General features: G+C 72.9%; 15 protein-coding genes. 7 read left to right on the forward strand and 8 right to left on the reverse strand.

Going from position 1 to position 19,042, the window contains the following annotated elements:
• Window positions 1-24: 24 nt before the first annotated feature.
• From FNV62_RS57605 to FNV62_RS24160, 4 genes are all read right to left on the reverse strand, one after another.
• Window positions 25-195, reverse strand: coding sequence for a hypothetical protein (locus FNV62_RS57605; protein ID WP_313905024.1), 171 nt, complete (start codon window positions 193-195; stop codon window positions 25-27).
• Window positions 196-428: 233 nt separating this feature from the next.
• On the reverse strand, window positions 429-1,277 hold the full coding sequence (locus tag FNV62_RS24150; protein WP_144315635.1) for a DUF5707 domain-containing protein: 849 nt from the start codon (window positions 1,275-1,277) through the stop codon (window positions 429-431).
• A 263-nt stretch (window positions 1,278-1,540) separates the two neighbouring features.
• Window positions 1,541-4,756, reverse strand: coding sequence for a sacsin N-terminal ATP-binding-like domain-containing protein (locus FNV62_RS24155; RefSeq protein ID WP_143627097.1), 3,216 nt, complete (start codon window positions 4,754-4,756; stop codon window positions 1,541-1,543).
• Between the two features lie 820 nt (window positions 4,757-5,576).
• Window positions 5,577-6,503, reverse strand: a complete 927-nt coding sequence (locus FNV62_RS24160) for a DUF3027 domain-containing protein (RefSeq protein ID WP_143614635.1) — start codon at window positions 6,501-6,503, stop codon at window positions 5,577-5,579.
• Between the two features lie 476 nt (window positions 6,504-6,979).
• Here FNV62_RS24160 and FNV62_RS24165 point away from each other — a divergent pair, with 476 nt between their 5' ends.
• From FNV62_RS24165 to FNV62_RS24180, 4 genes are read left to right on the forward strand one after another with little or no spacing between them, the layout of a single operon-like run.
• Window positions 6,980-8,410: an MFS transporter gene (locus FNV62_RS24165; protein WP_179858207.1), complete on the forward strand. Its 1,431-nt coding sequence runs from the start codon at window positions 6,980-6,982 to the stop codon at window positions 8,408-8,410.
• A 59-nt stretch (window positions 8,411-8,469) separates the two neighbouring features.
• Window positions 8,470-8,955, forward strand: coding sequence for a hypothetical protein (locus FNV62_RS24170; RefSeq protein WP_060901739.1), 486 nt, complete (start codon window positions 8,470-8,472; stop codon window positions 8,953-8,955).
• A gap of 26 nt (window positions 8,956-8,981) precedes the next feature.
• Entirely contained in the window at window positions 8,982-9,719 is a 738-nt protein-coding gene (locus FNV62_RS24175; protein ID WP_240361305.1) for a futalosine hydrolase, read from the forward strand.
• Window positions 9,697-10,560 (forward strand): 1,4-dihydroxy-6-naphthoate synthase, encoded by an 864-nt coding sequence (locus FNV62_RS24180; RefSeq protein WP_060901738.1) that lies wholly within the window; start codon window positions 9,697-9,699, stop codon window positions 10,558-10,560. The genes FNV62_RS24175 and FNV62_RS24180 overlap by 23 nt, the downstream gene beginning before the upstream one ends.
• A 91-nt stretch (window positions 10,561-10,651) precedes the next feature.
• Here FNV62_RS24180 and FNV62_RS57610 read toward each other — a convergent pair whose 3' ends face one another.
• Entirely contained in the window at window positions 10,652-11,035 is a 384-nt protein-coding gene (locus tag FNV62_RS57610; protein WP_054235168.1) for a cold-shock protein, read from the reverse strand.
• A 206-nt stretch (window positions 11,036-11,241) separates the two neighbouring features.
• On the opposite strand from FNV62_RS57610, the gene FNV62_RS24190 reads away from it, so the two are divergent.
• Window positions 11,242-11,508, forward strand: a complete 267-nt coding sequence (locus tag FNV62_RS24190; RefSeq protein WP_054235167.1) for a hypothetical protein — start codon at window positions 11,242-11,244, stop codon at window positions 11,506-11,508.
• On the opposite strand, the gene FNV62_RS24195 is transcribed toward FNV62_RS24190, so the two are convergent.
• Window positions 11,484-12,155 carry an HAD family hydrolase gene (locus tag FNV62_RS24195; RefSeq protein WP_179858208.1) on the reverse strand — a complete coding sequence of 224 codons (672 nt, stop codon included), beginning with the start codon at window positions 12,153-12,155 and terminating at the stop codon, window positions 11,484-11,486. The two genes, FNV62_RS24190 and FNV62_RS24195, sit on opposite strands and share 25 nt — an antisense overlap.
• Before the next feature lie 55 nt (window positions 12,156-12,210).
• On the reverse strand, window positions 12,211-13,266 hold the full coding sequence (locus tag FNV62_RS24200; protein WP_143627099.1) for a hypothetical protein: 1,056 nt from the start codon (window positions 13,264-13,266) through the stop codon (window positions 12,211-12,213).
• A 289-nt stretch (window positions 13,267-13,555) separates the two neighbouring features.
• Between FNV62_RS24200 and FNV62_RS24205 the strand changes: the two genes are divergently transcribed.
• Window positions 13,556-16,156: a helicase C-terminal domain-containing protein gene (locus tag FNV62_RS24205; protein ID WP_143627101.1), complete on the forward strand. Its 2,601-nt coding sequence runs from the start codon at window positions 13,556-13,558 to the stop codon at window positions 16,154-16,156.
• A 75-nt stretch (window positions 16,157-16,231) separates the two neighbouring features.
• Entirely contained in the window at window positions 16,232-17,875 is a 1,644-nt protein-coding gene (locus FNV62_RS24210) for a DNA repair helicase XPB (RefSeq protein ID WP_054235164.1), read from the forward strand.
• Here FNV62_RS24210 and FNV62_RS24215 read toward each other — a convergent pair.
• Window positions 17,833-18,921, reverse strand: coding sequence for a glycosyltransferase 87 family protein (locus FNV62_RS24215; RefSeq protein ID WP_225900866.1), 1,089 nt, complete (start codon window positions 18,919-18,921; stop codon window positions 17,833-17,835). The two genes, FNV62_RS24210 and FNV62_RS24215, sit on opposite strands and share 43 nt — an antisense overlap.
• Window positions 18,922-19,042: the final 121 nt, after the last annotated feature.

Genomic DNA, 19,042 nt, shown 5'->3' on the forward strand with positions numbered 1-19,042 from the left:
GGTCACTACCTGACGTCGATGTAGTCACCGGTGGCGTTGACCGCCGGGGTGGACCGTCAGCTTGGAGAGGCGTTGGCCGGGGCCGTTGAGGGTGATGTCGGCGCTCTTGATGCCCTGGTCGTCGGTGGCGGTGACGGAGACCGTGAACGTCTTGACGGTCGTCGTGCCGATGACGACGTCCTTGCCGCCGTTCACGACGACCTTGGTGATCTTCGTGTCCCCTGGCTGCCGTCCGCGAAGGCCGCGGGCGCCAGGGCGGCTCCGGCGGCAGCGAAGGACACGAGCAGGGCGACGGTGGTGGTGCGCTTGCGCATGGATTCCCCCCCCCACGGGTTGACGTGTCGGCTGACGAACCGGGCGGGGTGCCAAACGACGAACCCGCGCCCCTGGATGGGACGCGGGGAACAGCACGAAACAGCTGGTGGTGACTACTGCACGTCGACGTAGTCACCCGTGGCGTTGACCGCCGGGGTGGTCGAGGTGCCCGCGAAGGAGTAACGGAAGGTGCCGTCGACGGACGCCGTGACCGTCGTCTTCAGCGCGCCACCCGTGGTCGTCTTGATCGTCTTGATCGTGGTGTAGGCGCTGGCGCCCTTCTTCTTGAACTGCAGCTTCACCGCCTGGCCCACGTAACCCGTGTACCTGCCGGTCTGCCAGTCGGCGCGGGTCAGGGCACCGGTGACCGTGATGGTCCTGCCCTTCTTCACCGGCTCCGGGGCCGCGTTGACCGTCAGCTTGGAGGCGCGCTGGACGTAGAAGCTCTTGACGTTCTCCTTCTGGACGTAGTCGGCGTCCTTGCCCTGCGCGATCGCCCAGACCTTCCAGGTGCCCGCGTGCGCGTTGAGCAGCTGCTGGTTGGCCTGGATCGTGAAGGTCTCCTTGCAGTTCGCGGTCGTGCTGCTGACCGCGGTGCAGGAGGCCTTCGCGCCCCCGTTCTCGTTCGGCACGGCTCCGTTGTCGGAGTCCTCGATGTTCGCGCCGTGATACAGGATCGCCAGCGCCATCTTGATGCCGGAGTTGTCGGAGGCCGTGAAGGTGACCGTGAAGGTCTTCTTCGTGGTCGTGCCGAAGACGACCCCCTTGCCGCCGTTGACGACGACGTTGGAGATCTTGGTGTCACCGTGGGTGACGTCGGTGGGCGACTTCGCCGTGTTCGGCTGAACGGTGCGGGCGAGCGAGGCGGCGCCCGGGACATCGGCGGCGTGAGCGGCCGGTACCACGAAGGCGGAGAGGGCCAGGGCGCCGGAAACGGCTGCCACAGTGGCGCGAATGCGCATGCGATCCCCAAGTGGAGAAAGGGGCCCCGGTGGTGAGTGGTCGTTCCTCACGGCTCGTCTTCCCTTGGGGCCCAAGTGATCATGGAGTCTGTTGACTCGGGTGATCTGATCCGCGAGGCGAGCGAATGGTTGTACGACTGGTGGAACCTTTGTGCGGGTATGACGAAGGTCACAGCACGGGCCCGCCGGAGAGGACGCGAACGAACGCGCACGCCCTCCGACGGGCCCGTATGCAGTGCCCTCTGACGGGCCTGTACCCGGCCTCAGTCGAACCAGCGGTCCCGGGCCAGTTCCTCCGTGCGGGACGGGTCCTCCAGCAGGGCCGCGACCTCGAAGCGGCGCGGCCACTGCTCGGCCGCCCAGGCGAGGCCGGCCGCCACGCCCTCCAGGGTGGCGGCGTGCAGCACCCCGTCCCGCGTGCGGCGCCAGTCCAATTCGGTGCCGTCGACGACGAGTTCCTCGTGTTCGACGTACGAGGTGGGGGTCGAGGGGCCCAGCAGGACCCGCACGGACTCCGGTACGTCGTGCTCGGTGCCCTCCGAGGTCACCTCGCCGGTCACCGACTCGCTGAGCCGCCGCACCTGGAACAGCTCGGCGAGATCGGCGGCGCGCGCGGGCCGTACGGGGAGCAGCGGCATGCCGCCGGTGAAGGGCAGCAGGTCGGGCGAGTCGACGACCACGGCGTCGGCGGCGTCCACGACGACCACCTCGCCGTCCACCACGGCCCGCAACTCGTCCGGCAGGGTCACCTGTTCGGGTTCGAGGTCGGCCAAGGCACCGTAGAGGGCGTGGAGTTGCGCTCCGGAGACCTCGCGGTCGGGGTCGGCGAGCCGGTCGAGGAGTTCGGCGGCGCCGCCGGGCTCGTCCAGGAGGGCGGCCACGGACGTACGGACGCCCAGCGCCCGCAGGACCTGCTCGTCGTTGAAACCGGTGGCGTCGGCGGCGTCGTACAGGCCGTGCAGGAGGGGGTCGCCGCCCTCCGCCCGCAGACCGGCCGGGCGGCGGCCGTCGAGGACGGGGTGGTCGCGCAGCCACCAGGCCGTGTACGGCCGGACGATCTCGTGCGTGCCGTCCGGGAGGAGGATCCGTACCGGCTGGGTGAGCGTGTCCCGCAGGGGCGGCTGGGAGAGCAGGGCGAGTGCCTGCGGCCAGCGGTCGTCGTCGACCAGGTCCAGGTCCCGTACGGCGACGATCTCCGTCGCGACCGGCGGCACCGGCGTGTCGGGCAGCCGGTCGAGGACGTCCTCGCACCACACGTCGACGGCGTCCAGCAGACCCGCGTCGTCGGGTTCGGCGAAGTCCGAGTCGCGGGGCTCCAGTTCGTCCGGGTCGAGGACGACGTCGGTGGCGCGGACGAGGGTGAAGTTGGCGAGCACACCACAGGCCGCGAGCGGCTGTTCGCCCCAGCGGTCGGCCAGCTCGCCGTCGACGAAGGCGAGTTCGTCCTCGCGCATGACCCGCGCGAAGGGGCTGCCGGGCAGGACGAGTTCGCCCGCGGGGAGGAGTTCGCCCTCCTCGTCGGGCAGGGCCAGGGCGCCGAGCCAGGGTTCGTCGCCGGGTTCGAGGCCGGCGTCGCGGACGAGGGCGAGGACGGTGTCCGCCAGCTCCTCCGCGTCCGGGGCGTCCTCGTCCCACGCCCCGCGCTCGTCGTCGAGCGAGGCGGCGACAGCGGCACGTACCTGGGGGGTGGTGAGCACGGCGCGAGGCGTGGCCGGGAGGGCGCCCAGCTTCTCCAGCAGGGGGTGGGCGGCGTCGGGGTGGGCGACCTTGAGGCCGAGGCGGGCGAGGGCGTCGGAGGTGGCGGCCCAGGTGTCGTCGGGAGTGGGGCCTTCGGGGAGCGGCAGCAGGATCTGGCGGGGGCCGATGGTCGTACGGCCGTCGGCGAGCGGTACGGGCAGGCCGGAGAGCCGGTCCGGGTCGACGCCTGCGAGGCTGTCGTACAGCCGCCGCCACCAGCCCGGGTCCTTCTCCAGGCCGGCCAGCCGGTCCACGGCCTCGGTGAGCGGGACGCGGGCGACACCCAGCGTCCGCAGCTCCACCCGGCGTTCCAGCCCGGCGGGCAGCAGGCTGGGGATCACCTCGGCGAGGACGCGCACGGTGTCGGCACCGGCGCCCTCGACGACCTCGGCGTCGCGCGGCCGCAGGGCGTCCGGGTTCTCCGCGATCTCCGCGAGACCGATCCCGATCCCGGCCGCGTCGCTCTCGCCCTCGGGCCAGTCCGCCGGAGTGTCCTGGTCCTTGGCCTGCGGGACGGCGGGCGGCAGGAAGGCGGTGCGCGGCAGCCGGTCCAGGATCGCCTGGCGCAGGGTGCCGTCCAGCTCGCCCTTGCCGAGGGGGCCGGGCACGAGGTCGATGATCCCGGTGTCCACCGGGCGCCAGGCGGCGAGGAGTTCGGCGTAGGCGTCCGCGGCGCGCTCCACCAGGAACTCGGTGAGCGGGCCGGGCGCGGCATGGCGCCGGGTGGTGTCGAGCGGGAGGGAGGCGATGAGGAGGGCCGGCACGCCGAGGGGTTCGTCGCTGGGCGTGGGCGCGTGCACGACGGGGCTGGTACGGGGCCGGGCGGGCGTGCCGTCCTCGTCCACCGGGACGGCCCAGGTCACCGACCAGTGCGGGCGCAGGCGCTCCTCGACCGGGCGGTCGGCGAGCAGGGCGGGGTCGAGGGGGCCGTGGTGGGAGACGGTGCGGTAGGGCGTGGTGCCGTGGCGGGAGTCCTCGATGGTGACGCCGTGCTCGTCGCCGCGGCGCCGCAGCGTGCGTACGTCCTCGCCGCCCTCCCCGACCTCGACGATCACTTCCTCCAGGCCCGGGAGGGCGAGCAGGAGGGCGTCGTCGATGTTCTGCAGGAGGCGCTCGGCGAGGCCCTCGGCGGCGGGGTCGCGCAGCGGGAGGATCACGACGGTGTCGTACGGGTCAGGGGCGGTGCCCTCGGCCGCGAACGGCAGCCGGAGCAGCGGCACATGACCGTCGCGCCGACGGATCTCGTCCCCGAGGCCCGGGCTGTGGCGGGCGGTGTCCGACGCCAGTTCGCGGGCCTCGGCGAGGGACCAGCGCACGCCGCCGTGCCGGCCGACCACGGCGGGCTCGTCGGTCACCGCGAGGACGGCCGCGAAGCCGACGCCGAAGCGGCCGACGGCGGTGTCGTGCGCGTCCCGCTTCGCGGAGGCGCGGAGGGTGGCGAGGGATTCGACGCCGGCCGCGTCGAGGGGGGCGCCGGTGTTGGCCGCGAGGAGTACGCCGTCGCGCAGGGTGAGGCGGAGCCGGCCGGGGACGCCGGCGCGGGCTGCCGCGTCGGCGGCGTTCTGGGCGAGCTCGACGACGAGCCGGTCCCGGTAGCCGCCGAGGACGAGGTCCTCCTCGGCGTTGGCGTCCTCGCGGAACCGGGCCGGGCTGGTGGCCCAGGCGTCCTGTACGCCGCGGCGCAGGCGGGCCGTGCCGAACGGGTCCGCGCCCTCGGCTGCCGGCCGCACGAACTTGCTCACGGTTCACTCTCCCTCTCGCTTCGTGCGATCGCGAGCGCTGGGCTCGGCCGCGGCACGAAGGTACCGCGCGGCGGAAGGGGTTCAGGCCCGGGCCACGGTGCGTGCGAGCCGCCGCGGGCCTCTGAACCGGGGCTACGCCCCGGATCCCCGCCCGCAGATCTCCTGTCTGCGGGCCGCTGACGCCTGGTCGCGCAGTTCCCCGCGCCCCTGAAAACCCCGGGGCACCCGGCGTTCCATGGCCCGCGCCTCCGCCCGCCCGAATCGCCCGGCTGCAGCCGAGCGGGGACCGGCCGCCCCGAGGCGGGGGCTTCGCCCCGTATCCCCCGCCCACCCGATTCGGTTGACTGCGGCCCGGTGGGGGCTGATCGCGCAGTTCCCCGCGCCCCTGAGGCGGGGGCTTCGCCCCGCATTCCCCGCCCACCCGGTTCGTTTGGCTGCGGCCCGGTGGGGGCTGATCGCGCAGTTCCCCGCGCCCCTGAGGCGGGGGCTTCGCCCCGCATCTCCCGCCCACCCGGTTCGTTTGGCTGCGGCCCGGTGGGGGTCGGCCGCGCAGTTCCCCGCGCCCCTCAAGTGCGCTGGCGCGCATCTTCAGCCCGTCCGGCGTTTGAGGACGAGCCCTTCGGGCGATGCGGGGGTGCAGGGGCGGCAGCCCCCGGCGGGGTTTGGGGGGCGGAGCCCCGCGGGGGTGCAGGGGGCGGAGCCCCCGGTGGGGTGCAGGGGCGTAGCCCCGCGGGGGTGCAGGGGGGCGGAGACCCTGGCGGGGTTGAAGGGGCGGAGCCCCTGGGGATGGGATGGGTAGGGGCGGCGGGGGCGAGGGGAGTTACGAGTGGCCCAGTTCCGCCGCGGTTTCGTCGGGGGTGAGGGAGACCGAACCGGAGTCCGGGGACGGGCGCAGCGGGAAGGGGTCGACCCGGGTCTCGTCGATGACCGGAGGGGCCGGGCGGGGAGGCTTGGGCATGACCGCGGCCTCGGAGTGGCCTCCACAGCCGTAGGAGAGCGAGACGACACGCCCGTCCGCCGGAGAGAACTCGTTCGCGCAGACACCGAACGCCTGTCCGAGCGAGCCCCCGATGGGGTTCAGGAAGCCACAGCTGACGCAGGACGCGGGCGCGGCCTGGGCCATCGCCGTCTTGGGGCCGTACGACTCCTCCCAGCGATCGGCCGCGACATGCAGGCCGTAGCGGGACAGAACACGGGCCCGGCGCAGGCCGAGTTCCTCCGCGACGGCCGCGATCGAGCCGCGACGCGGGGCGAACGGCAGATGCGCGGGGGTGCCGGCGGTGACCTCGGCGTCCTCCGCCTCGACCAGTTCCGCCATGTCCTGGGAGACCGCGGAGTTCGGCGCGGGCTCGTCCTCCCCGGAGAAACCGGGCTCCAGCCGCAGATCCTCCGCGTCCGTGGGCAGCAGGTCGCCCGGGCCCATGTCCCCGGGGCGCAGCCGCTCGCTCCACGGCACCCACTCGGGGGCGAGCAGGGACTCGGGGCCGGGCAGCAGCACCGTCTCGTTGAGGGTGACGAGCTTCGCGCGGGAGGCACGGGCGACGGTGACGGCCCAGCGCCAGCCGCGGTACCCGAACTCCTTGCACTCGAAGTAGTGCGTGACAACGCGGTCCCCCTCGGAGACCAGTCCCACGTGCTCGCCGACGACGCCGGGGGCGGCGGCCTCCTCGGCGGCGGTGCGCGCGAGGTCGACGGCCTCGGCGCACAGGCGGTCGGGGGTGCGGCTTCGCGTTGTCGCTGCGCTCACAGGTATCGCTTCTCTCCTACGCCGTCTCACGGGTGCGCCATTCCTCGGCGGGAGTGCGGACGGAGCGGACCGGTGGGCCGCGTCGACGTCCACGCCCGATCGCACTCGGGCGCACCTACGTCATCCATTCTGCGGGATGACCGAGAGGCGCGCGGCCGAGAACAACCGCCGCAGGCGCGCTACGCACGCTACCTTCTCCTGAGCCCTGGGCCCACACCGGCGGGGCGCTTCCGCACTCCGCGCCAGGTTTCCGGACCGCTCCGAAGCAGTGTTTTCCCACCCCATACCCCCTCTGGTACGGATCGAAAAGAACCTCGCACAACTGTCGCGGTCGGCCGGAAAACGCTCCTCGCCCCCGCCCCGGTCCGGTTCGACACCCCGACACGCGACCCGCGTACGGCCCGTCACCAGCCCACTCGGCCGCCATACGCGCGGTAACCGCACTACGTACGCACTTCTCGGGGCACTATTGCGGAGTGGCAGCCGCGAGGTCGCCCCAAGGAGCCGCCGGTGTCGGCGCTGCCAAGGGCGGCACCAGAAGTGGCGGATCGGGCCGGATGACCGGTTCCGTCCGCGCGGTGGGCCGTGCCCTGCATTTCCCGGTGACCGGAACGGCGCGCGGGATCCGCAAGGCGACGCACGCGCACGGGGCGGGCGAATCCGGCCTCGGGAAACTGATCGAGCTGCACGCGGTGAACGGCGCCGGCGATGTCATGATCACCGTCGCGCTCGCCTCCACCGTCTTCTTCTCGGTGCCCACCGACGAGGCGCGCGGTCGCGTCGCTCTCTACCTCGCCATCACCATGGCGCCGTTCACCGTCCTCGCCCCGGTGATCGGCCCGCTTCTGGACCGTCTGCCGCACGGCCGCCGGGCCGCGATGGCGGGCGCGATGTTCGCCCGGGCCATGCTCGCGCTGCTGCTGTCGGGCGCGGTCGTCACCGGCAGCCTGGAGCTGTATCCCGCCGCGCTGGGCGTGCTGGTCGCGTCCAGGTCGTACGGGGTCGTACGAAGCGCCGTGGTCCCGCGGCTGTTGCCACCCCGGTTCTCCCTGGTGAAGGCGAACTCCCGGGTCACCCTGGGCGGACTCCTGGCCACCGGTGTCGCCGCGCCGATCGGGGCGGGGTTGCAGGCCCTCGGCCCGCGCTATCCGCTCTACGGCGCCTTCGTCATCTTCATCGCGGGCACGTTCCTGTCGTTCACGCTGCCGCCCAAGGTCGACTCGGCCAAGGGCGAGGACCGGGCGCTGCTGGTCGCGGACGAGGAGCATCTGCACGGACCGCAGCTCATCAAGGACAAGGTGCGGCGGCCGGGGCTGCGCACCGTCGGTACGGCCGTCACCCACGCCCTCGGCGCCAACGCCGCCCTGCGCTGTCTCTCCGGCTTCCTGATCTTCTTCCTCGCCTTCCTGCTCCGCGAGCACCCGCTCACCGGCGAGAGCGCGGCCGTCTCGCTCGGGATAGTGGGCGTCTCGGCGGGCGCGGGCAACGCGCTCGGCACGGCGGTCGGGGCCTGGCTGAAATCGCGCGCCCCGGAGATCATCATCGTGACGGTCGTCGCGTGTGTGCTGGGGGCCGCGATCACCGCCGCCCTATTCTTCGGGGCCTTCCTGGTGGCCTGTCTGACGGCGGTCGCGGGGTTCTCGCAGGCGCTCGCCAAGCTCTCCCTGGACGCGCTGATCCAGCGGGACGTGCCGGAACTCGTCCGTACGTCGGCGTTCGCGCGCTCGGAGACGCTGTTGCAGGTGGCCTGGGTGTTCGGCGGCGCGATCGGCATCGTGCTGCCCCTCAACGGCACGCTCGGCCTGTCCGTGGCCGCCGCGATCGTCGCCGTCGGATGGCTGACCACCGTGCGGGGGCTGCTCGGCGCGGCACGGCACGGGGGCCCGGTGCGGTCACGCGTGGCCTGAGGGCGGCACGCCGTACCCCACGTGGGGGGAGCGGTGGACGTGCCCGATAGCCTTCGGCCATGACCTCCCTGCCCCGCGGCAGAGCCGCCAATGGACATCGCCGTCGCGCCGTTGCCGCTCTCGGCGCCGTTTCCGCCGGACTTCTCGTCCTGTCCGCCTGTGACAAGCCGACGCCGCTGGCCACCATCACAGTCGGCAAGAACTCCGTGAGCTCCGAGACCGCCTGCTACAACGACGGCAAGGAGGTGAAGGCCGCGGACCTGGCCAAGTGCCTCACGAGCTCGGACATCAAGTCCATCAAGGTCGACCCCGACGAGACCGTCCGGTTCGGTGTGGACCCGAAGATCGCCGACAACGGCTGGACGATCCTGATGAACGGTCAGCCGCTGACCGACTCCAGCAAGAAGACGTACCGCACGATCCCGGGCAGCGTGTTCTTCAACGCGCAGTACGGCGCGAGCGGCAACTCCACGCGCGTCTCCATCAAGGAGGGCGACAAGACGGTGACCGGGCTGTGGACCTTCAAGTTCAAGAAGGACGCCTGATCGCTGCCGCTGGGCTGAAGGTGCTGGTGGCCACCGCCGTTCCCGTGGAGAGGGACGCGGTGGCCGGGGCGTTCACTGCCACCGGCCGTTCGCTGCGGCTGCCCGGGACGACCCTGGAGCGGCTGTCGTCGGCCTCCCGCGACAGCGCTGAAGCCCGCGTGACCCTCGATCTGCTGGCCGCCGGGGTGGGACCCGCTCCGGCCGCGTCGTCCACCGCGGGCGCGCTCACCGCGGCCGCCCTGGACGGCACCCCCTACGACCTCGTCGTCTCCACCGGCATCGGGGGCGGTTTTCAGCCTGAGGCCCCGGTGGGATCCCTCGTCGTCGCCGACGAGATCACCGTGGCGGACCTGGGCGCCGAGACCGCGGACGGGTTCCTGCCGGTCACCGAGCTCGGGTTCGGGACCGTCAGCCACCGTCCACCACCATCACTCGTACGAGAAGTCGTGTCGGCCACGGGTGGACGCGCCGGAACCGTACTGACCGTGTCCACCGTGACCGGCAGCGCCGAGCGCGCCGCCGAACTGCGGGCCCGCCACCCGCGCGCCCTCGCCGAGGCCATGGAGGGCTTCGGGGTCGCCGAGGCGGCCGCCGCGCACGGTGTGCCCGTCCTGGAGATGCGCGCGGTCTCCAACCCCGTCGGCCCGCGCGACCGCGCCGCCTGGCGCATCGGAGAGGCTCTCGCGGCCCTCACCGAGGCGTTCGGGAAGCTCGCGCCCGTCCTGGAGAGTTGGAACCCACATGACCCAGACCACCAGCCCTGAGAAGACGCTGCAGATCGCGTACTCGCCCTGCCCGAACGACACCTTCGTCTTCGACGCCTGGGCCCACGGCCGCGTCCCGGGCGCGCCCGCGCTCGACGTGACCTTCGCGGACATCGACATCACCAACGGCATGGCCGAGCGCGGCGAGTTCGACGTGCTGAAGGTGTCGTACGCCGTCCTGCCGTACGTCCTCGACGAGTACGCGCTGCTGCCGTGCGGGGGCGCGCTGGGCCGGGGCTGCGGGCCCCTGGTCCTCACCCGGGAGCCGGACGCGGACCTGACCGGGCGCACGGTCGCCGTGCCGAGCGAGCGGTCGACCGCCTACCTGCTCTTCCGTCTCTGGGCCGCGGACACCGTTCCCGGCGGGGTCGGCGAGATCGTCGTCATGCCCTTCCACGAGATCATGCCGGCGGTGCGGGACGGGAAGGTCGACGCCGGACTCGTCATCCACGAGGCCCGTTTCACGTACCAGAACTACGGGCTGCACAATCTCGCCGACATGGGCGAGCACTGGGAGCGCACGACCGGACTGCCCATCCCCCTCGGCGCGATCATCGCCAAGCGCGCGCTGGGCGAGGAGCGTCTGAAGGGCCTCGCCGACGCCGCCCGCGCCTCGGTCCGCGCCGCCTGGGACGACCCGCAGGCCTCGCGCCCCTACGTCCTCGAACACGCCCAGGAGATGGACCCGGCCGTCGCCGACCAGCACATCGGCCTGTACGTCAACGAGTTCACCGCCGACCTCGGGGAGGACGGCTACGCCGCGATCCGGGGACTGCTCACCCGCGCCGCCGCCGAAGGACTGGTCCCGGCACTCGGACCCCACGCCCTGTCATTCCCCTGATCCCCTGCCGACGGCACGGACGGGGCCGAGGAGCTGATCAAGCCCCTCGGCCCGGATACGCTTCCGGCGCTTCCTTCCGCCCGCCCGCGGGCTACACGTCGAGTTGGTCGGCGACCGCGCGCAGGAGGCCCGCGATCTTCTTGCCGGAGGCCTTTTCGGGGTAGCGGCCCTTCTCCAGCATCGGCGTGATGTTCTCGAGAAGGGTCGTCAGATCCTGCACGATGGAGGCCAGTTCGTCCGGCTTGCGGCGCTGGGCGGCCGCGACGGAGGGGGTCGGGTCCAGGATGGTCACCGAAAGCGCCTGGTCACCGCGCTGGCCGGCGACGACGCCGAACTCCACGCGCTGGCCGGGCTTGAGCACATCTACTCCGGCGGGCAGGACCGAGGAATGAACGAAGACGTCGCCGCCGTCGTCGCGGGAGAGAAAGCCGAAGCCTTTCTCGCTGTTGAACCACTTGACCTTGCCGGTAGGCACGTCTGTCCTCGTCCTCGTACTCGTCGGAAACTGCTCTGAAACTGCACGGGCGCACACTCGGGCCGTTGCACGGGCAACGGTCGGAAACTGCCCCGGATAGCACTACAGCGGGTCGTCGGACCCGCCGGTACCAAGGCTAATGGTCCCGGGGCCGGTGACAAGACGTCGCCGGATTGTTCCTTCGCGCTGGGAACTACCCTGGTCCGGTGCGTGACAAAACCCAACCGAATTCCGCAGAGCCCGGTGACCGGCTGATCCGTGCCGGTGCCATCGTGTTCTTCGTCGGAGCCGTGGCCACACTCGTCACCGTGGCCCCGCTACTCCTCCATACGACGCCTTTTCCGACGTACATGTTCGGCTTGAGCATGCTCATGGGCGTCGGCTTCCTGATCGCCGCGGCGGGGGTGCTGCGGTCCGTCGCCGCGGGACGCCGTCAGGCCCGCGCGATTCAGGCCCGTACGGCCTCCCGGTAATCCCCCCGGTAGTCGCTCAGCCACGCCGGGAACTCCGTCAGGTCGGCCAGCACGACGTCCGCGCCCGCCGCGCGCAACTCCGCCGCGTCGCACGGGCCGGTGGCGACCGCGACGGAGTACGCGTCCGCGGTGCGCGCGCCGCGGACGTCGCCGGTGTGGTCGCCGACGTACACGCTCGCGCCGTGCTCCCGCAGCGCCTGCGCCTTCTGCTCGGCCCACAGGTTGCCGACGACCGCGTCGGCGTCGATGCCCAGGTGGTCCAGATGCAGCTTCGCGTTGGGCTCCCACTTCGCGGTGACGACGACCGCGCGCCCGCCCGCCGCGCGGACCGCCGCGACGGCCTCGCGGGCGCCGGGCATCGCGAGTGTGCCGGTGACGGCGTGCACGGGGTACATCTCGCGGTAGAGGTCGGCGATCGCGGGCACTTGGTCCGCCGGGAACCAGTTGATCAACTCCTCCGCCAGCGGCGGTCCGAGCCGCGTGACGGCCAGGTCGCAGTCGATGTACGTCCCCGTGCGCTCCGAAAGCGCCCGGTAGCAGGCGTGGATGCCGGGGCGGGAGTCGATCAGGGTCATGTCGAGGTCGAAGCCGACGGTCAGCAGGTGGGGAGTCCGGGGGGTCGTCGATGCGATAGGCATATGGACCATTGTGCCCACGTGCCCAGATGCCCATGTGGTGGCCCGTGGCGGCCCGTCGCGCGGGTCAGCGGCGTCGCTGTGAGCGCCACACCAGGTACAGCGCCGAGGCCACGGCCGCGCCCCTGACCACCCACGGCCAGGTCTGCGCGACCGCCTCGTTCATGTGCCCCTTGACGATCGGATCGCCCCAGCGGCCGTCCGTACGGCCCCACAGCCAGACGACACCCGCCGTCACGGCCAGCCCCGGCATGCCGAGCACGGCCCACTTCGACTCGACGAGGCTCAGCCGGCGGGAGGCCCAGGCGATGAGCCAGCCGAGGCCGAGGGCGAACCAGTTGCCGAGGACGGCGCCGACGACGAGGAGGACGGCGGCCAGCAGAAGGAGGGGGTTGCTCCAGTTGCCGGGTCGGGGGAGCCGGCGACGGGGCGCGACGGCGACGTCGGGCTCTTCGACCGGGGCGGGCTTCTCGGCCTTGGGCGACTTGGGCACCTTGGCCGTCTTGGAGGGCCTGGAGGGCTTGGAGGGCTTCGGCCCCGCTTCCTCGACGGCGTCGGATTCGTCCTCGTCGTCGTCCTCGTGCCTCGGTGGTGGCTTGAGCAGTTCGGGGATCTCCACGCCGCCGACGAATCCCGGCACGCTGTCCCCCAGCCCGAACGGGCTGGTGTCCTTGCGCCACCAGTCCGGATCCGCGGAGCTGTCGCCCAGTTCGTGCGTGGGCGCGAGGTGGGGCGGGGAGGGGGCGCCGTCGGCCTCGGTGGGGCGGGGCGCGGGTTTCGGCTCCGCCGGGCGCGGCCTCGGGACGACTCGGCGCAGGCCCTTGGGGCGGTCGTCGGCCTCGCCGGCGCGCTGGGTGGGGACGGCGGCCCAGGTGTCCGTACCGGCCTCGGAGGCACCCTCGCGGGCGGCGGTGACGATGTCGTCCGGGGTGCCGAGGCGGGAGAGGATGCGGCGGACGGCGGCCGGGCTGTCGACGGGGGCCTTCGCCCGGCGTCGGTCGATCTCGTTGCGCAGCTCCGACACGAGTCGCATGCGGGTGGCCGAGGGCAGCTGGCGCTGCTGGGCCAGGTCTCCGACGCGGCTCAGATAGTCGAATACGAGCTGGTCGCTCTCAATCCCCACGAAGTCCCCTCCGGGGCGCGCACGTTGTAAACCCCGCGGCCACGACGGTACCGCGTACACCCCGAGTTCCTCGCCCCCGCCGCCCGCACCGGTGGCTCCGCCCCCAGACCCAGTTCCCCGCGCCCCTGAAGGGGCGCCGGGGCGCAGCCCCGTGCCTCAGGGACGCGGGGAACTGCGCGATCAGCCCCCACCGGCCGTCAGCCGTACAACACACCCGGGGTCCGGGGCGTGGCCCCGGGGATGGGACGGGTAGGGGCGGCGGGGGCGAGAAACCACTACCGTTGAGCGGATGAGCACAGAGGAGCACCCCACGCCGGACCGAACCCCGGACCCCGCCCCGCAGGGCACCGCTCCGCGCTCCCTCGCGGAAGCCCTCCGCGCCCGGGACGACGCCTCCCTGTCGGCCCTCCTCCGCACCCGCCCCGACCTCATCACCCCCGTCCCCACGGACCTCACCCAGCTCGCCACCCGCGCCGGCACCCGGGCCTCGGTGGTCCGCGCCCTGGAGCGCCTGGACCGGTTCGCGCTCCAGACCGCGGAGGCCCTCGCCGTCGCGTCGGAACCGGCGGCGCACGACGAACTGCTCGCGCTGCTGGCGGGCGACGACAACGACCCGGCGGTCACGGCGGCGTTCCCGCGCGCTCTGGGGACGCTCCGCGAGCAGGCCCTGGTGTGGGGCCCCGACGACCGCCTGCGCCTCGTACGGACGGCGCGTGAGCTGCTCGCGCCGTCCCCCCAGCACCCGTCCCCCACCGGCCTGGGCCCGACCGTCGCCGAAGCCACGGCCGGCATGTCCCCGGGGCGCATCCAGGAGATCGTGGCCGAGGCCGGACTGCCGACCACCCACGACTCCGTCTCCGCCGTCGCCTCGCTCACCGCACTGTTCACCGACCGGGCCCGGATGTCGGCGCTCCTCGACACCGCCCCGGCCGAGGCGGTGGACGTGCTGTCCCGGCTGGTGTGGGGGCCGCCGTACGGCCAGGTGACCGCCGACCCGGCACGCCATCTGCGCTGGCTGATCGACCGCGGGCTGCTGCTGCCGACGGCGCCCGGCACGGTCGTACTGCCCCGGGAGGTCGCCCTGCATCTGCGGGCCGGCCGCGCGCACCGGGCGACGGAACCGGTGGCCCCGGCGGTCGAGTCCGCGCGGACGCACCGTCCACAGGTTGTGGACAGTGCGGCGGCGGGCCAGGCGTACACGGCGCTCGCCACCGTCGAGGAGCTGCTGAAGGACTGGCACGAGGGCGGGCCCGTCGTACTGCGCGCCGGTGGGATCAGCGTGCGGGACCTGAAGCGGACGGCGGTGGCGCTGGACGTCGCGGAGCCGGTGGCCGCGTTCTGGGTCGAGCTCGCCTACGCGGCGGGACTGCTGGCCTCGGACGGGGAGGCCGACGAACGGTACGCGGCCACGCCCGCCTATGACGAGTGGCTGGAGAGGCCCGCCGCCGAACGGTGGGCCATGCTCGCCTCCGCGTGGCTGGCCGCGACCCGTACGGCGGGCCTGATCGGCGGGCGGGACACGAAGGACCGTACGTTGTCGGCGCTGGGCCCCGGCCTCGACCGCTCGGCGGCCCCCGAGGTCCGCCACCGCGTCCTCACCCTCCTCGCCACCCTGCCCGAGGGCGCCGCCGCCACCCCGGACTCGGTCCTCGCCCACCTCCAGTGGGAGCGTCCGCTGCGCGGGGACCGGAGCGCGGCCGAGGATCTGCGGACCCGGCTCGCCCGGTGGACGCTGTCCGAGTCGGAGCTGCTGGGAGTCACCGGCCGGGGCGCCCTCTCGGCGCAGGGGCGGGCGCTGCTGGGGCTGCCGTCGGCGAGCGTGCGCGAGACCGGAACGCGCGCCCCGTCAGGTCCCGGCGACAAGCTCCCCGCGCACAAGCACCACCGCCCCGCCGTCGAGGCCCCCCTCTCCGAAACCCCGCTCTCCCCGGCCGAGCAGGCCGCTGCCGCCGACCGTGCCGCCCGGCTCCTCGCCCCGCTGCTGCCCGAGCCCCTGGACCACGTCCTCCTCCAGGCGGACCTGACGGCCGTCGCCCCCGGCCCGCTGGAGCGGCCCCTCGCCGACACGCTCGGCGTGCTCGCGGACATCGAGTCGAAGGGCGGGGCGACGGTCTACCGGTTCACCCCGGGGTCGGTACGGCGCGCTCTGGACGCGGGCCGGTCGGCCTCGGACCTGCACGCGTTCCTCGCAGCCCACTCCCGCACGCCCGTCCCACAGCCGCTCGCCTATCTGATCGACGACGTGGCCCGCCGGCACGGCCATCTGCGGATCGGGGCGGCCTCGGCGTACGTCCGCTGCGACGACGACGCGGTGCTGAGCGAGATCCTTGCCGACAAGCGCTCGCAGGGACTGCGGCTGCGCCGCCTCGCACCCACCGTGCTCGCGGCGCAGGCCGACCCGGCGGCGCTGTTGGAGGGCTTGCGCTCGATGGGCTTCGCGCCCGCCGCGGAGTCCGCCGAGGGCGATGTGCTGATCACCCGCGCGCACGCCCACCGCACCCCGCCACGCTCCGCCCCCGTGCCGGTCCCGGACGGTCCGCCGGTGCCCGACGCCACGCTCCTCGGTGCCGCGATCCGCGCCATCCGCGCCGGTGACCTGGCCTCCACGACCCCGCGCAAGGACACCCAGACACCGGCGCCGGGCAACGGCGAGCTGCCGCGCACCAGCTCCGCCGAGACCCTCGCCACCGTGCAGGCCGCCGTCATGACCGGTGAGGCGGTGTGGATCGGGTATGTGAACGCCGAGGGCGCCGCCAGCCAGCGCGTCATCGCCCCGATCCGGGTGGAGGGCGGCTTCGTGACGGCGTACGACCACACCGCGGACGAGGTCCGCACCTATCCGTTGCACCGCGTGACGGGGGTCGCCGAGCTCGCCGACGACCAGCCGTGATCACCTCCCCTTGAGGCACACTGGACGTTTGGCCGGTCATCCGCGCGGGGTGACGGCACGCAGAAAGGGACGGGTGTGAACGGACCCCTCATCGTTCAGAGCGACAAGACCCTGCTCCTGGAAGTCGACCACGAGCAGGCCGACGCCTGCCGTCGCGCCATCGCGCCGTTCGCCGAGCTGGAGCGCGCGCCCGAGCACATCCACACCTACCGGGTGACGCCGCTCGGCCTGTGGAACGCGCGTGCCGCGGGCCACGACGCCGAGCAGGTCGTCGACGCGCTCGTCGAATTCAGCCGCTACCCCGTGCCGCACGCGCTGCTCGTCGACATCGCCGAGACGATGGACCGTTACGGGCGTCTCACCCTCAGCAAGCACCCGGCCCACGGGCTGGTCCTGACCACCACCGACCGGCCCGTCCTGGAGGAGATCCTGCGGTCGAAGCGGGTCATCCCGCTCGTCGGCAACCGGATCGACCCGGACACCGTGGCCGTGCACCCCTCCGAGCGCGGGCAGATCAAGCAGACGCTGCTGAAGCTGGGCTGGCCGGCCGAGGACCTCGCCGGGTACGTCGACGGGGAGGCGCACCCGATCGAGCTGGCCGAGGACGGCTGGGCGCTGCGGCCGTACCAGAAGCAGGCCGTGGAGAACTTCTGGCACGGCGGATCGGGCGTTGTGGTCCTGCCCTGTGGAGCCGGGAAGACGCTCGTCGGCGCCGGGTCCATGGCGCAGGCCAAGGCCACCACGCTCATCCTCGTCACCAACACCGTCTCCGCCCGGCAGTGGAAGCACGAGCTGGTGAAGCGGACCTCGCTGACCGAGGACGAGATCGGCGAGTACAGCGGGACGAGGAAGGAGATCCGCCCGGTCACCATCGCCACCTACCAGGTGCTGACGACCAAGCGGAAGGGCGTCTATCCCCACCTGGAGCTGTTCGACTCCCGGGACTGGGGACTCATCGTCTACGACGAGGTGCACCTGCTGCCCGCGCCCGTCTTCAAGTTCACGGCCGATCTCCAGGCACGACGGCGGCTGGGCCTGACCGCGACCCTGGTCCGCGAGGACGGGCGCGAGTCGGACGTCTTCTCGCTCATCGGGCCCAAGCGGTTCGACGCGCCCTGGAAGGAGATCGAGGCGCAGGGGTACATCGCGCCCGCCGACTGTGTCGAGGTCCGCGTCAACCTCACCGACGCCGAGCGGCTCGCGTACGCCACCGCCGAGACCGAGGAGAAGTACCGCTACTGCGCGACGACCGCGACGAAGCGCAAGGTGACCGAGGCGCTGGTACGGAAGTTCGCGGGGCAGCAGATCCTCGTGATCGGCCAGTACATCGACCAACTCGACGAGCTGGGCGAGCACTTGAACGCGCCCGTCATCAAGGGCGAGACCAGCAACGCGCAGCGGGAGAAGCTGTTCGACGCCTTCCGGGAGGGCGAGATCAGCGTGCTCGTCGTGTCGAAGGTCGCCAACTTCTCCATCGACCTGCCGGAGGCGACCGTCGCCATCCAGGTGTCGGGCACCTTCGGCTCGCGCCAGGAGGAGGCCCAGCGCCTCGGCCGCGTGCTGCGCCCGAAGGCCGACGGCCACCAGGCGCACTTCTACTCCGTCGTCGCCCGCGACACCATCGACCAGGACTTCGCCGCCCATCGGCAGCGGTTCCTGGCGGAGCAGGGGTACGCCTACCGGATCGTCGACGCGGACGAGCTCCTGGCCGACAACTGAGCCAGCAGTACCAACCCCAGCAGGGGGTACGGCGAGGCGAACGGCTGCTGCCACCAGGGCAGGCGAAGGTCCAGATCGCCCTGGTGCGGGACCAGCCAGAGGGTGCGGGCCGCGAAGACCACGGCGGTGGCGGCGGCCGGGCGCGGGCCGTGTTCGGCGTACAGCACGGCGATCAGCGGGACGCACCACACCCAGTGGTGCGACCAGCTGATGGGTGAGATCAGCAGGGCCGCGAGGGCGGTGACGAGGACGCCCTGGCGGTCGGTGCGCGCGCGGCGGGCCAGCCGCAGTCCCGCCGCCGCGACGGCCAGCGCGGGTACGGCCCACAGCAAGCCCGGTGCCGGGTCCCCCAGCGCCCGCGCGATCAGCCCCTGCAGCGACTGGTTGTCGACGATCCACACCTTGCCGACGCGGCCGGTCTCGTAGAGCCGCCGGGTCCAGAAGTCGACGCTCGCGGCGGGAAGGGCCAGCGCTCCCAGGAGTACGGTCCCGGCGAAGGCCGCCAGGGCGGTGGCCGCTTCCCGTCGCCGGCCCCTGAGCAGCAGATACGCCACGAAGACGGCGGGGGTCAGTTTCACCCCGGCCGCGATGCCGAGGGCGATGCCCTTGCCGGGGGCGCCGGGCGGCCGTGTCAGGTCCCAGAGGATCAGGCAGGCGACGGCGAGGTTGATCTGGCCGAAGAGCACGGTCTGGAAGACGGGTTCGAGCCACAGGGCGAGCGCGGTGGCGGCGCAGAGCGCGGGCAGCCGCGTCGGCAGGCCCGCGAGACGGCAGGAGAGCCGGACCAGCACGGCCAGCAGGGCCACGTTCCCGGCGACGCAGGCCGCCTTGAGGACGGACAGCGGGAGCCAGGCCAGCGGGACGAAGAGGACCGCCGCGAAGGGCGGGTACGTGGCGGGCAGCTGCCACTCGGTGACGGTGAACCCGTAGAGATCCGTGCCGTGGACGACGGCCGCACCCTCGGCCCGGTAGACGAGCGCGTCGGCCATCGGGGTGCGCCGGAGAAGACACAGCGCGGCGAAGACGGTGAGGGAAGCGGCAAGCAGGAGGAGGGGCAGAAGAGACGCGGGGAAGCGGGAGGAGAAACGGGGGACGGAGAACGGGAGAACTTCGTCGAGTGAGCGATCGGTCACGTTCCGCTGAAGCACGGAGTGACCCTAGTGCCGG

This window comes from Streptomyces sp. RLB3-17, assembly GCF_007113425.2.
GTDB lineage: Bacteria > Actinomycetota > Actinomycetes > Streptomycetales > Streptomycetaceae > Streptomyces > Streptomyces mirabilis_D.

Bases quoted from the DNA above. Each gene is read 5' to 3' on its own strand.
- FNV62_RS24180 (WP_060901738.1), top strand. From the start codon at position 9,697: ATGACCCAGACCACCAGCCCTGAGAAGACGCTGCAGATCGCGTACTCG.
- FNV62_RS24195 (WP_179858208.1), bottom strand. From the start codon at position 12,155: ATGGTCCATATGCCTATCGCATCGACGACCCCCCGGACTCCCCACCTG.
- FNV62_RS24205 (WP_143627101.1), top strand. From the start codon at position 13,556: ATGAGCACAGAGGAGCACCCCACGCCGGACCGAACCCCGGACCCCGCC.
- FNV62_RS24150 (WP_144315635.1), bottom strand. From the start codon at position 1,277: ATGCGCATTCGCGCCACTGTGGCAGCCGTTTCCGGCGCCCTGGCCCTC.
- FNV62_RS24170 (WP_060901739.1), top strand. From the start codon at position 8,470: ATGACCTCCCTGCCCCGCGGCAGAGCCGCCAATGGACATCGCCGTCGC.